At 75.3% G+C, this 12737-nt stretch carries 11 protein-coding genes and 1 riboswitch; of the genes, 3 read left to right on the top strand and 8 right to left on the bottom strand.

Annotation, left to right across the window (positions count from 1 at the left end; genetic code table 11):
* Positions 1–1454: 1454 nt before the first annotated feature.
* From ABEA04_RS10590 to ABEA04_RS10570, 5 genes are all read right to left on the bottom strand, one after another.
* Positions 1455–1781, bottom strand: a complete 327-nt coding sequence (locus ABEA04_RS10590; protein ID WP_345458053.1) for a DUF3017 domain-containing protein — start codon at positions 1779–1781, stop codon at positions 1455–1457.
* A 5-nt stretch (positions 1782–1786) separates the two neighbouring features.
* On the bottom strand, positions 1787–2650 hold the full coding sequence (locus tag ABEA04_RS10585; protein ID WP_345458050.1) for a bifunctional methylenetetrahydrofolate dehydrogenase/methenyltetrahydrofolate cyclohydrolase: 864 nt from the start codon (positions 2648–2650) through the stop codon (positions 1787–1789).
* 46 nt (positions 2651–2696) lie between these two features.
* Positions 2697–4274, bottom strand: a complete 1578-nt coding sequence (purH, locus tag ABEA04_RS10580) for a bifunctional phosphoribosylaminoimidazolecarboxamide formyltransferase/IMP cyclohydrolase (protein WP_345458047.1) — start codon at positions 4272–4274, stop codon at positions 2697–2699.
* Positions 4275–4301: 27 nt separating this feature from the next.
* A riboswitch (ZMP/ZTP riboswitch) is annotated at positions 4302–4380 on the bottom strand.
* A 1-nt stretch (position 4381) separates the two neighbouring features.
* Positions 4382–5026, bottom strand: a complete 645-nt coding sequence (gene purN, locus ABEA04_RS10575) for a phosphoribosylglycinamide formyltransferase (protein ID WP_345458044.1) — start codon at positions 5024–5026, stop codon at positions 4382–4384.
* Between the two features lie 21 nt (positions 5027–5047).
* Entirely contained in the window at positions 5048–6322 is a 1275-nt protein-coding gene (locus ABEA04_RS10570) for a cell division protein PerM (RefSeq protein WP_345458041.1), read from the bottom strand.
* A gap of 217 nt (positions 6323–6539) precedes the next feature.
* Between ABEA04_RS10570 and ABEA04_RS10565 the strand changes: the two genes are divergently transcribed.
* Entirely contained in the window at positions 6540–6839 is a 300-nt protein-coding gene (locus ABEA04_RS10565) for a hypothetical protein (protein WP_345458038.1), read from the top strand.
* An 18-nt stretch (positions 6840–6857) separates the two neighbouring features.
* On the opposite strand, the gene ABEA04_RS10560 is transcribed toward ABEA04_RS10565, so the two are convergent.
* A complete protein-coding gene (locus tag ABEA04_RS10560) occupies positions 6858–7571 on the bottom strand; it encodes a LuxR C-terminal-related transcriptional regulator (RefSeq protein WP_345458035.1) in 714 nt (237 codons plus the stop codon).
* Complete coding sequence (locus ABEA04_RS10555) at positions 7568–8842, bottom strand: sensor histidine kinase (protein ID WP_345458032.1); 1275 nt, start codon at positions 8840–8842, stop codon at positions 7568–7570. The genes ABEA04_RS10560 and ABEA04_RS10555 overlap by 4 nt, the downstream gene beginning before the upstream one ends.
* Positions 8843–8911: 69 nt before the next feature.
* Between ABEA04_RS10555 and ABEA04_RS10550 the strand changes: the two genes are divergently transcribed.
* Both ABEA04_RS10550 and ABEA04_RS10545 read left to right on the top strand, forming a co-directional pair.
* A complete protein-coding gene (locus ABEA04_RS10550; RefSeq protein WP_345458030.1) occupies positions 8912–10837 on the top strand; it encodes a SigE family RNA polymerase sigma factor in 1926 nt (641 codons plus the stop codon).
* 72 nt (positions 10838–10909) lie between these two features.
* Positions 10910–11734, top strand: a complete 825-nt coding sequence (locus ABEA04_RS10545; RefSeq protein ID WP_345458029.1) for a hypothetical protein — start codon at positions 10910–10912, stop codon at positions 11732–11734.
* Positions 11735–11845: 111 nt separating this feature from the next.
* On the opposite strand, the gene sucD is transcribed toward ABEA04_RS10545, so the two are convergent.
* Positions 11846–12730: a succinate--CoA ligase subunit alpha gene (gene sucD, locus ABEA04_RS10540; RefSeq protein ID WP_345458028.1), complete on the bottom strand. Its 885-nt coding sequence runs from the start codon at positions 12728–12730 to the stop codon at positions 11846–11848.
* Positions 12731–12737 lie beyond the last annotated feature (7 nt).

The following is a 12737-nucleotide window of genomic DNA, read 5'->3' as shown; positions in this document are numbered from 1 at the left end:
TCGGCGGCGCTGGCCACGAGCGGCGGCGCCATCAAACACAGGCGGCTGGTCGTCCCACCTGCCGCGGCCCTTGACCGGCAGGGGCCAACGACCAAGCTCAGGGTCTGTGTGGGGGCGTTCGCATCGACCGTGCGAGGTCTCGAGGCTCGTCGCCAGGGCTCCTCGCACCTCGACCATCGTGGGGGCGGGCCGACCACAGACCCGTTCGCGGCGCGCGACCTGGTGAGCGACGAGCACGGAGGGCGCAGCGAGGAACGAGCGAGCCCTCCGCGCGCAGGAGCGAACCAGGTCGCACGAAGGCGCCGCGAACACGCGCCGAAGCGAGGAACGAGCGGAGGCGCCAAACAACACAGGCGGCAGGTCGTCCCGTCCGCCGCGGCCCTTGACCGGCAGGGCCCTTCGACAAGCTCAGGGTCCGTGGTGGGACCTGGGCGCGGGGGGCCAGGGGTCTCGAGGCTCGTCGCCAGGGCTCCTCACACCTCGACCACCGTGGGGGCGGGCCGACCCCAGACCCGTTCGCGGCGCGCGACCGTGTAACCGACGAGCACGCAAGGGCGCAGCGAGGAACGAGCGAGCCCTTGCGCGCGCAGGAGGGCACACGGTCGCCGATGGCGCCGCGAACACGCGCCGAAGCGAGGAACGAGCGGAGGCGCCATCAAACACCGGCGGATGGTCGTCCCACCTGCCGCGGCCGTTGACCGGCAGGGGCCCTTCGACAAGCTCAGGGTCCGTGTGGGGGACGTTCGCATCGACCGTGCGAGGTCTCGAGGCTCGTCGCCAGGGCTCCTCGCACCTCGACCACCGTCAGGCGGGCCGACCACAGACCCGTTCGCGGCGCGCGACCTGGTGAGTGACGAGCACGGAGGGCGCAGCGAGGAACGAGCGAGCCCTCCGCGCGCAGGAGCGAACCGGGTCGCACGAAGGCGCCGCGAACACGCGCCGAAGCGAGGAACGAGCGGAGGCGCAATCAAACACAGGCGGCTGGTCGTCCCACCTCGCGTGGCCGTTGACCGACCGTGCCCTTCGACAAGCTCAGGGTCCGTGGACGGGACCTAGGCACGGAGGGCCAGAGGTCTCGAGGCTCGTCGCCAGGGCTCCTCACACCTCGACCACCGTGGGGGCGGGCCGACCCCAGACCCGTTCGCGGCGCGCGACCGTGTAACCGACGAGCACGCAAGGGCGCAGCGAGGTACGAGCGAGCCCTTGCGCGCGCAGGAGGGCACACGGTCGCCGATGGCGCCGCGAACACGCGCCGAAGCGAGGAACGAGCGGAGGCGCCAAACAACACCGGCGGATGGTCGTCCCACCTGCCGCGGCCCTTGACCGGCAGGGGCCAACGACCAAGCTCAGGGTCCGTGGGGGGACGTTCGCATCGACCGTGCAAGGTCTCGAGGCTCGTCGCCAGGGCTCCTCGCACCTCGACCATCGTGGGGTGGTGGTGACACCGGAGCCGACTACGTCGGCTGGTCCGGGATGGAGCCGGCGAGGAGGTAGAAGGCGACGGCGACGCCGATGAGGAGGGTGGTGTCGACGAGGCGGTGGCGGACGGCGAGCATGCCGGCGTCCCGCTGGGGCAGCAGCAGGCGGAGGACGCCGGCGGCGACGAGGCCGGCGGAGAGCACGCGCAGGCCGGCGCGCCAGTCACCGGTGGTGACGATGCCGATCGCGACGCCTGCGGTGATGAGCACGCACAGGTAGAACGCACCGCCCACGGTGGAGGGGTAGCGACGGGGCTGCTCGGGCGGGTCGGGCGTCTCGAGGCCCTCGGGCGGGTCGCTCACCGTGGTCAGGACACCACCTCGGCGACGCCGGCGGTCTGCTCGGCCCGCGCGACGACGTTGGTGAGCAGCATCGCGCGGGTCATCGGCCCGACGCCGCCGGGGTTGGGCGAGACCCAGCCCGCGACGTCCCAGACGTCGGGGGCGAGGTCGCCGGCGACCTTGCCGTCGACGCGCGAGACGCCGACGTCGAGCAGCGCGGCGCCCGGCTTGACCATGTCGGCGGTCACCAGGCCCGGGACGCCGGCGGCCGCGACGACGACGTCGGCGGTGCGCACGTGCGCGGCGAGGTCGCGGGTGCCGGTGTGGCAGAGCGTGGTGGTGGCGTTCTCGCTGCGCCGGGTGAGCAGCAGCCCCAGGGGCCGGCCGACGGTGAGCCCGCGTCCGATCACGACGACCTCGGCGCCGGCCAGCTCGATGCCGTGGCGGCGGAGCAGCTCGATGCAGCCGATCGGCGTGCACGGCAGCGGACCGGGCTCGCCGAGCACCAGCTTGCCGAGGTTCACCGGGTGCAGGCCGTCGACGTCCTTGTCGGGATCGACGCGCGAGAGCAGGGCGAACTCGTCGAGGCCGGTGGGCTGCTGCACCAGGAACCCGGTGCAGGCGGGGTCGGCGTTGAGGTCGTCGATGACGGCCTCCACCTCGGCCTGCGTGGCGGTGGCCGGCAGGTCGCGGCGCAGCGACTCGATGCCGATCTCGGCGCAGTCCTTGTGCTTGGCGCCGACGTACCAGTGCGACCCGGGGTCGTCGCCGACGAGCACGGTGCCGAGCCCGGGGACGACGCCCCGCTCGCGCAGGCGGGCGACCCGCTCGGTGAGCTCGGCCTTGATCGTCTTCAGCGTGGCGGTGCCGTCGAGGCGCTGTGCGGTCATCGGGTCCATCCTGTCAGGCGAGCGGGGTCGTGGTGGCCGGACCTCGTCAGTGGGCGAAGTGCCGCGTGCCGGTGAAGTACATCGTCACGCCGGCGGCCTCGGCGGCGGTGACCGTCAGCTCGTCGCGCATCGAGCCGCCGGGCTGCACGATCGCCGTCACGCCGGCGTCGATGAGGATCTGCGGGCCGTCCTCGAAGGGGAAGAACGCGTCGGAGGCCGCCACGGAGCCGGCCGCGCGGTCGCCGGCGCGGGTGACCGCGAGCCGGCAGGAGTCGACCCGGTTGACCTGCCCCATGCCGATGCCGACCGAGGCGCCGTCGCGGGCCAGCAGGATGGCGTTCGACTTCACCGCGCGGCAGGCCCGCCACGCGAAGGCGAGGTCGGCCAGCGTGGCCTCGTCGGCGGCGGTGCCGGTGGCGAGGGTCCAGGACGCCGGGTCGTCGCCGGGGGCGTCGACGGCGTCGCGGTGCTGCACGAGCAGCCCGCCCGAGATCGGGCGGGTCTCGACGCCGCCGCGGGCCGGCGGGTCGCAGCGCAGGATGCGCAGGTTCTTCTTGGCCTGCAGCACCTCGAGCGCGTCGTCGTCGAAGGCCGGGGCCACGACGACCTCGGTGAAGACGTCGGCGACCTGGGCGGCCATCGCGGCGGTGACGGGGCGGTTGGCGGCGATGACGCCGCCGAAGGCCGAGACCGGGTCGCAGGCGTGCGCGCGGGCGTGGGCGTCGGCGACGTCGGTGCCGGTGGCGATGCCGCACGGGTTGGCGTGCTTGATGATCGCGACGGCGGGGGCGTCGAAGTCGTGGGCGGCGCGCCAGGCGGCGTCGGTGTCGACGTAGTTGTTGTAGGACATCTCCTTGCCGTGCAGCTGCTCGGCCTGCGCCAGCCCGGTGCCGGCCCCGCTCGTGTAGAGCGCGGCGGCCTGGTGGGGGTTCTCCCCGTAGCGCAGCGTGGCCGCGCGGTCCCAGGTGGCGCCGACCCAGGCCGGGAACCCGGCGTCGGAGCCGGTGTCGGTGTCGGTGTCGGAGGTGTCGGTGAGCACGTTGCCCATCCACGAGGCCACGTGGACGTCGTAGGTGGCGGTGTGCACGAACGCCTCGGCGGCCAGCCGCTGCCGCTGGGCGAGGGTGAAGCCGCCGCCGGCGAGGGCGGCCAGCACGTCGTCGTACCGCTCGGGCGAGGTGACCACGGCGACCGACGGGTGGTTCTTGGCGGCCGCCCGCACCATCGACGGGCCGCCGATGTCGATCTGCTCGACGCACTCGTCGGGCGTGGCGCCCGACGACGCGGTCTCGGTGAACGGGTACAGGTTGCTGACGACGAGGTCGAACGGCTCGACCCCGAGCTCGGCGAGCTGCGTCACGTGGGTCTCGAGGCGCCGGTCGGCCAGGATGCCGGCGTGCACCATCGGGTGCAGCGTCTTGACCCGGCCGTCGAGGCACTCGGGGAAGCCGGTGAGCTGCTCGACGCGGGTCACCGGCAGGCCGAGCGACTCGATGCGTGCGGCCGACCCGCCGGTGGAGACGAGCGCGACGCCCGCCTCGTGCAGGCCGCGGACGAGGTCGTCGAGGCCGGTCTTGTCGTAGACCGAGACCAGGGCTCGGCGGATCGGGATCTGGTCGGGCACGGGCGCTCCTGGGTCGTGTGGGCTCGGGCGGGCCACCCAGGCGGTCGACGGCCCGCGACTCACACTCCCCGGTGGTTGCCCACCTGCGCCAGTCGTGTGACGCCAGGCTAGCGAGAGGGGGGCCCGAGGCGCACCTTGCGGCCCTCGACGGCGAAGCCCTCGCGCGCCATCCGGCCGACGGCCTCGACGAGCATGGCCCGCTCGGCGACCTTGATCCGCTCGTGCAGGGAGGCGACGTCGTCGTCCGGCTCGACCGGCACGGCGGCCTGCGCCACGATCGGGCCGGTGTCGACGCCGGCGTCGACGACGAACAGGGTGCAGCCGGTGACCTTGACCCCGTAGTCGAGCGCGTCGGCCGGCCCCTGCATGCCCGGGAAGGACGGCGAGAGCGCCGGGTGGGTGTTGACGGTGCGGCCGCCGTGGGCGGCGAGGAAGGCCGGGCCGACGAGCTTCATGAACCCGGCGAGGACGACGAGGTCGGGGTGGTGGTCGCCCACCGTGCGCGCCAGGTCGTCGTCCCACTGCTCGCGGCTCGCCGCGTCGGCGACCCGCAGCACGAAGGTCGGGACGCCGGACCGCTCGGCCCGGGCCAGTCCCTCGATGTCGCCGCGGTCGGCCCCGACGGCCACCACCTCGGCGCCGTAGCCGGGGTCGGCGCAGGCGTCGAGCAGGGCCTGCAGGTTGCTGCCGGACCCCGAGACGAGGACGACGAGCCGGGCCGGACGCGGGGGCTCGTGCGGGGACGACGTCACGCGCCGCAGCCTAGAACGGCCTCAGTCGAGCTCGACGTCGACCGGCAGCCGCCGGCGCTGCCACCAGCAGACGAGCAGCCCGCCGAGCAGGCCACCGAAGCCGAAGGCGGTCACGGCGTGCAGCAGGGTGTCGAAGACGATCGGCCCGACGTCGCGCATGCGACCCGGCCCGACCGCGCCGCCCGCCAGCGAGGCGAGCAGCCCCACCAGGACGCCGGCGCCGATGCCTCCGGCCACGCCGCGCACGGCCGCCTCGACGTAGTAGGGCGTGGGCCAGGCGCGCTGGCTCCACGCGGCGGCGAGGAAGGCGACCAGCAGCGGCAGCACGGCCAGCCAGCGGGTCCAGCCGGGGGCGACGCCCTCGTCGGGCAGGGCGGCGAGCATGGGGAAGGCCGGCAGCGGCCCCAGCACGGCCGAGGCCGGCGTGACCAGGGTGCCCGCGCCGACGGTGAAGCCGGGGCCGAGCAGGTAGGAGCCGGCGAAGGCGCCGGCGTTGGGCAGCAGCGCGACGCCGAGCACGACCATCACCGCGATGGCGCCGCCGCCCCCGCCGAGCTGGGTCATCACGTTGGCGGCGGTCGACAGGTCGACCGCGAGCGCCACGAGGAACGCCACCACGCCCACCAGCAGCCACAGCGTGATCGTGCGGCGGGCCACGACGGCGCCCGCCCGCAGCGTGGCCGGCAGGGACGCCGTCCAGATCGCGGCGCGGCCGGCGCCGACGGCGATGGCCGGGACGCCGGCCAGCAGGCACACCGCGAGCGCCCACAGCACGAGGCGGCGTCCGTCGGGGTCGGTCTGCGGGGTGGCGGTGAGGCTGAAGGTGGCCCACGCGACGGCGAGGTAGCCGGCCGCGAACAGCGCTCCGGCCAGCGGGACGACGAGGTCGCGCTGGCCGTCGAGGATGCCGTCGGCGTCGGGGCCGTGCCCGCTCACCGCCGTCCCGACCCGGTGACCGAGCCGCCAGGCCGCCCACGCGCAGGCCAGGGTGAGCCCGAGCGGCACCGCGGTGATCGCGACGCCGTCGATCGAGAAGCCCGAGCCGTGCGCGGTCAGCCACGACAGCGCGCCGATGCGCAGCCCGTCGCGGGGGGTGCCGTGGCTGCCGCCGTCGGTGAGGAACCAGCCGGTGACGCCCAGCGCCAGGCACACCAGCAGCGGTGCGGCGGCCGCGCCGAGGCCGCCGGCGAGCGCCACCAGCGCGAGCGGACGCCGGGCGGCGAGGTCGCGCCGGGTCTGGCCGGCCGTGGGGCTCGGACGACGGGTGCGGGCGTCGGGCGGCAGCAGGGAGGTCATGGCCGTTCCATCGTGAACCCCGCCGGGCGCGGCGCGCGGCAGCCACGCCGTCCCGATCCTCGGCCGGGTGCGAGGTGCCTCACCCGCTGTTCCGCGGATTCCGTGGTGTCCCGACGGACGCCGGCTGCCTAGCGTGGCCGCGCCGCCCGACCCGTGCGCCCGCACGGGGTCGCAGCGGCTCTCCCCATCCCCGTCCGAACCCTCCGGAGGACTCCCCGTGAAGAAGATCCTGGCCGCCACCGTGGCCGCCGCCACCCTCGGCCTGACCACCGTCACCGTCAGCCCCGCCGACGCCGCGCCGAGCAAGGGCTGCGTGACCCGCGCCGAGTACAAGAAGGTCAAGAAGGGCATGACGAAGGCGCGGGTGCACTCGATCTTCGGCACGAGCGGCCAGCGGGTCACCATGAGCGGCGGCGTCGAGGGACGCGGCTACAAGGTGTGCACCTCGAAGACCGGCGCCGTCGGCGTGGCCTACTCGAAGGGCAAGCTGGCCAGCAAGGCCGTCACCTGGCGCTGACCCGTTCGCCCCGGCCGCTCAGCGCAGCCGCCACCAGGACGCCGACCGGTCACCCGACCGGTCGGCGTCCTGCTGCTCGGCGCCGGGCCAGAAGTCGAGCAGGTCGCCCTCGCCGAGGCCGAGGGCGCGCTCGATGTCGGCCGGCGCCGTCTCCTGCAGGTAGCGCGAGACGGTGTGGGTCAGGTCGCGCCAGTGACCGCGCAGTGTCGACTCCGACAGGAACAGCGTGCGGCTCAGCTCGGCGTAGGTCAGGCCACGGGCCCGCCCGGCCAGCACCTCGCGCTGCCGCTCGCTGAGGATCGTCAGCCGGTCGCGCCGCACCAGCACCTCCATCAGCCCGATCAGGGGCTGCGGGACGACGACCTGCCCCTCGGCCACCTCGAGGAACCGGGTCTGCGCCGCCTCGATCGACTCCGCCTTCGACACCACGCCGGTGGCGCCGGCGGCCAGGCACGCCGCGAGCACGAAGCGCCGCTCCTCGTGGCTGTAGACGCACACCCGGTAGCCGGCCGCCACCACGGCGCGCACCGCGGCGACGCCCTGCCGCGCGGTCGGCTGGGCGGTGTTCGCCAGGTGCAGGTCGAGCACCGCCAGCGAGGCCGACGGCCGCTCCTCGAGCAGCGTCTCGACCCGCGCGAAGGTGCCCACGACCTCGAGGGAGGGCAGCAGCACCGGCATCGCCTGCCGGATCGCGGTGGCGTCGTCGACGACGACGGCGGTGGGTCGCGTCACCGGCGCGACCGCCGTCCGCGCGCCGGGGCCGGGTCGACGGCCGGCTCGTCGGGGGCCATGGCGGCCGGGCCGGTCAGCGTGACCGTCGTCCCCGACCCGGCGGCCGAGGTCAGGCGCACCTCGAGGCCGTGGCGGCCCAGCTCGCCGTGCACGACCTCGCGCAGGCCCACCCCGGGCTCGACGGCCTCGGGGTCGAAGCCGCGGCCGTCGTCGTGCAGCACCAGCTCCCACGCCACCGGCGGCTGCTCGTCGCCGGCGTCGAGGTGGACGACGACCAGCCGTGCGTCGGCGTGGCGGCGCACGTTGAGCAGCAGGCTGGTCAGGGCGTTGCCGACGGCCTCGGCCACCGCGGGCTCGACGGCGACGTCGCCGCCGAGGTCGAGGGCCAGCTCGACCGGCAGGTCGTCGAAGCCGGCCACCGCGCGCCGCACGACCGCCGCGAGCGCGACCGGCCGCCCGCCGTCGTCGGCACCCGGCGTGGCCGGACCGCCGCGCAGGTAGGCGCGCATGCGCGTGGCCTCGTGGCGGGCCTGCTCGATGAGCCGGTCGCGGGCGCGGTCGTCGAGCGAGGGGTCGCCGAGCAGGTGCATCAGGGCCGCGCCGTTGTGGATGGCGAGCTGGGCCCGCCGCTCCTCCTCCAGCCGCGCCAGCTCGCTGGCCCGCGCCCGGGCGTCGTCGGCCTCCTGCGCGATCGAGAACAGGTAGCGGTAGGCCGCCCGGGCCACGAGTCCCAGCAGCACGACGGTCAGCAGGTCGCCGACGGTCGTGGTGAGCGTGTCGGCCTCGACCGCACCGGCCACGTAGACCACCTGGGCGGCCACCACCGCGGCCAGCCCCACGAGCCAGACCCGGGTGCTCGCGATGACCCCCACCGAGAGCGCCACGGCGACGGCGTAGCCGGGCTGCCAGCCCTCCCACGAGCCGATGCGGTACTCGGGCGAGACCACCCACGGTCCCGCCAGCAGCAGCGCGGCGGTGGCGGCGAGGTCGAGCGCCTGCAGCCGGTCGGGCAGCGGGCGGCCGCGGCGCAGCGAGCCCACGCTGACCCCGACGGCGGCGACGATCGCGACGGCCCACGACGCGGCGTAGCCGGCCGGGGCGGGCGAGTGCGAGAGGCCGTTGACGATCGAGGGCAGGCCCTGCACCAGCATGCCGAGCCGGGTGCCCACGACGAGCAGGACGACGACGCTCTCGGCGCCGGCGAGCGTGGTGGGCGGTCGCCCACCGCCCAGCCAGCCGTAGGTGGTGGCGACGTCGGGTCGTCGTCTCACGTCGCGTCATTGTGCCCGACCGGCCTCGAATCGGGGTTGGCGCGGCCCCTTGGCTACCGTGGAGCGGCCATGAAGCAGCCCGACGAGTTCGACGCCTTCTACAAGGAGTCCCGCGACCGGTTGCTCGCCCAGACCTACGCCCTGACCGGAGACCTCGTCGCCTCCCGCCGGGCCGTGCGCGACGCCTTCGTGGTGGCCTGGCACCGCTGGCGCAAGCTCGCGCGCCTCGACGGGCGGGCCGAGGCCGAGGCGGTCGTGCGCCCCCACGCCTGGCGCCTGGCGCAGCGGCACCACACCGCCCGCGTCCTGCGCCGCGACCGCGACCTCGACCCGCGTGTCGCCGCCACCCTCGAGGCGCTCGGCAAGCTGTCGGTCGCCCAGCGCAAGGCCCTGGTGCTCACCCAGCTGGCCGCCGTCTCGATGCCGCAGATGGGCCGCGAGGTCGGCCTGCCGCTCGAGGACGCCGAGCGCGAGCTGCAGTCGGGCGCCGCCGCGCTCGCCCTCGCCCTCGACGTCGAGACCGCCGAGCTGCGCATGCGCTTCGAGGAGGTCGCGGCCGCCGCCGTCGCCCAGAGCCGCTGGCCGCGCGCCACCATCGTGCGCCGCGCCGGCGCCTCCCGGCGTCGCGCCCACACCCTCGTCGGGGTCGTCGGCGCGGTCGCCGCGGTCGTGGTCACCGGTGCGCTGGTCACCGACGCCGCCGGCGTGCGGCCCCAGCCCTACGTCGCGCCCCAGGAGCCCGGCGCCACGCCGACGCGGCCGGCCGGACCGCCGTCCGAGCAGATCGACGTCGGCGAGGGCGCCATCGCGCTCACCGACGCCGCGCTGCTTGACGTGCCCACGGTCGCGCCGACGCTGCGGCGCTCGCTCGGCGATCGCGCCTGGACGGTCGCGCGCACCACCGACAACAGCGCCGGCAACGGCCGGGTCATGCCGTGCCAGCTCGAGCGCTACGCCGACCCGCGTGGCGAGGCCGCGCTGGTGCGGGTGCTCTCCGCCGCCGAGGGACGCCGCCTGCCCGCGGCCGGCGTCGTCCAGCTGGCCGAGGCGTCGTCGAGCACGCGGGCCGCCCAGCGCACCTACCGCACCATGGTGGGCTGGTTCGCCGGCTGCACCGAGCCGCGCGTGCAGCTGCTCGGCACCCGCACCCCGCAGGGCCTGGGCGACGAGTCGGTGCAGCTGGTGCTGCGCTCGTGGGCCGACCCGGTCACCACCTGGGTCGTCGGGGTGGCCCGCACCGGTGTCTTCACCACCACCACCTTCCTGCGCGTCGGCGACGACGAGACCCCCGACCGCGAGGCCGCCGCCACGGTGCTCGGTGCCGCCGTCGACGAGCTGTGCGCGCTCCCGGACGGCGGCGGCTGCGGCCCCGCCGGTGCGCCCGAGCTGGTCGACCGCACGCCGCTGCCCGCCGGACCCGCGCCGGCCCTGGTCGGCGAGCTCGACCTGCCGCCGCTCTCCCGGTTCGACGAGCCGTGGGTCGGCACCGAGGCCCGCCGTCCCACCACCAACCCGGCCGCCACCAGCTGCGACGAGACCGCGTTCACCGGCGAGGTGCGCGGCGCCTCGTTCGACCGCGCCGCCACCCGCACCTTCCTGCTGCCCGAGTCGGGGCTGCCGCAGGAGTTCGGGCTCAGCGAGACCGTGGGCGCACTGCCGCCCCGCGCGGCCGCCGCCTTCGTCGACCGGGTGCGCGAGCGCCTGGAGAGCTGCGCCGACCGCGACCTCAACACCGACGTCGAGTCGCTCGGCACCCGCGACGTCGGGCCGCGCGGCGCCGAGGAGACCGTGACGCTCTCCGCCTGGCGCCTCGAGGTCGCGGTCGACGACGAGCGCGACCTGGTCTTCCTGATGGCGGTACTGCGCAACGGGACGGCGGTCGGCCAGCTCGGCTACGTGCCGGCCGACGGCGCGCGGCTCGAGGCCGAGGTCTTCCTCGACCTCGCCGAGCGGGCGCGCGACCGGCTCGAAGCGCTGCCGCCGCCGCGGGACTGAGCCGGCGGCAACTTCGCGCCGTCCGGTCGCGTCTCCCGAGGACCCCTCCCCCGACCCCGAGGAGTCCGCGTCATGCCGACCGACCACGCCCGCGCCCGTCTGCGCCGCGCCGCCGCCACGGCCGCTGTGCTTCCCCTCGTCCTGCTCGCCGCGGCCTGCGGCACCGAGGCCGGCGCCGACGCCGGCCCCGACGCCGGCCCCGACGCCGGCACCGACCCGGGCGAGGCGGCCACGAGCCCGTCGTCCCCGACGACGTCGAGCGCCGCGCCCACCGAGGCCTCCCCGAACGAGCCCACCGACCAGACCACCGACCAGCCCGCGGCCGCGGTCCGCGTGCCGGCCGACTTCCCGCTCGCCGACGGTCTGCCCGACCGGAACGGCGACGGCACGCCCGTGGAGGTCAGCGCGAAGGCGCCGTTCGACGACTTCGAGCTGTGCGGCGAGACCGCGTGGTCGACGACGGGCGAGCACCCGGTCGCCGACGCCGCCGGGGCGGCCTACGCCGGCGAGGCGGAGGACTTCCGCAGCCGCACCCTGGCCCTCTACCCCGACGCCGACGCGGCGGCCGCGGCGCTCGACACGCTGGTGACGGCGCTGGAGGAGTGCGACGACGCCGAGGTCGGCGGCACCGTGCAGGCCTACGACGAGGTCGACATCCCGTTGCCCGAGGGCGTCGAGGACGGCGCCACGATCCAGCACCGGTTCGCCGGCGAGCAGGGCGGCTTCGACGTCGGCCTCGAGGTGCTCGAGCTGTTCCGGGTCGGTAATGCCCTCTACCTCGCCTCCTACTACGGCGAGGCCAACGGCAGCCCCCGGACCGTGCGCGGCTACCTCGACTTCGTGACCGAGTCGTCAGCGCCCGTCGTCCGCGCGATGCGGGCCTTCACGGAGGCGTGAGGCAGGCGGTCAGGCGGGCGGTCAGGCGGGCGGTCAGGCGGGCAGGAAGACAGCGGCCGCGGGGCCGTCCGCACGTGGCGGACGGCCCCGCGGCCGCGTCGGTGCCCGGGCTCAGCCCTGGGCGGAGAGGATCTCGCGCATCAGCGCGGCCGTCTCGGACGGCGTCTTGCCCACCTTGACGCCGACGGCCTCGAGGGCCTCCTTCTTGGCCGAGGCGGTGCCGGAGGAGCCGGAGACGATGGCGCCGGCGTGGCCCATCGTCTTGCCCTCGGGCGCGGTGAACCCGGCCACGTAGCCGACGACCGGCTTGGTGACGTGGTCCTTGATGTAGGCCGCCGCGCGCTCCTCGGCGTCACCGCCGATCTCGCCGATCATGACGATCGCCTTCGTGTCGGGGTCGGCCTCGAACGCCTCGAGCGCGTCGATGTGGGTGGTGCCGACGATCGGGTCGCCGCCGATGCCGATGGCGGTCGAGAAGCCGAAGTCCCGCAGCTCGTACATCATCTGGTAGGTCAGCGTGCCCGACTTCGAGACCAGCCCGATCGGGCCGGTGCCGGCGATGGTGTGCGGCGTGATGCCGGCCAGCGACTCGCCCGGCGTGATGATGCCGGGGCAGTTCGGGCCGATCATCCGGGTCTGCTTGCCCTCGAGGTAGGCGAAGACCTCGGCGGTGTCCTGCACCGGCACGCCCTCGGTGATGACCACCAGCAGGCCGATGCCGGCGTCGATCGCCTCGATGCAGGCGTCCTTGGTGAAGGCCGGCGGCACGAAGACGACCGAGACGTCGGCGCCGGTCTCCTTCATGGCCTCCTCGACCGAGCCGAACACCGGCTGGGTCGTGCCGGCCAGCTCGACGGTGGTGCCGGCCTTGCGGGCGTTGACGCCGCCGACGATGGTCGAGCCGGACTCGATCATCAGCGTCGTGTGCTTGGAGCCCATGCCGCCGGTGATGCCCTGGACGATGATCTTGGAGTCCTGGTTCAGGTAGATGCTCATGCGGGGC

Source organism: Nocardioides marinquilinus, from assembly GCF_039543705.1.
Taxonomy (GTDB): Bacteria; Actinomycetota; Actinomycetes; order Propionibacteriales; family Nocardioidaceae; genus Nocardioides; species Nocardioides marinquilinus.
Note: the sequence above shows the minus strand (reverse complement) of the source record. Positions and strands in the feature narration are given on the sequence as shown.

What these genes read in the sequence shown, in the direction of transcription:
- sucD (WP_345458028.1), bottom strand. Translation starts at nt 12,730, where the DNA reads ATGAGCATCTACCTGAACCAGGACTCCAAGATCATCGTCCAGGGCATC.
- ABEA04_RS10550 (WP_345458030.1), top strand. Translation starts at nt 8,912, where the DNA reads ATGAAGCAGCCCGACGAGTTCGACGCCTTCTACAAGGAGTCCCGCGAC.
- ABEA04_RS10570 (WP_345458041.1), bottom strand. Translation starts at nt 6,322, where the DNA reads ATGACCTCCCTGCTGCCGCCCGACGCCCGCACCCGTCGTCCGAGCCCC.
- ABEA04_RS10545 (WP_345458029.1), top strand. Translation starts at nt 10,910, where the DNA reads ATGCCGACCGACCACGCCCGCGCCCGTCTGCGCCGCGCCGCCGCCACG.
- ABEA04_RS10585 (WP_345458050.1), bottom strand. Translation starts at nt 2,650, where the DNA reads ATGACCGCACAGCGCCTCGACGGCACCGCCACGCTGAAGACGATCAAG.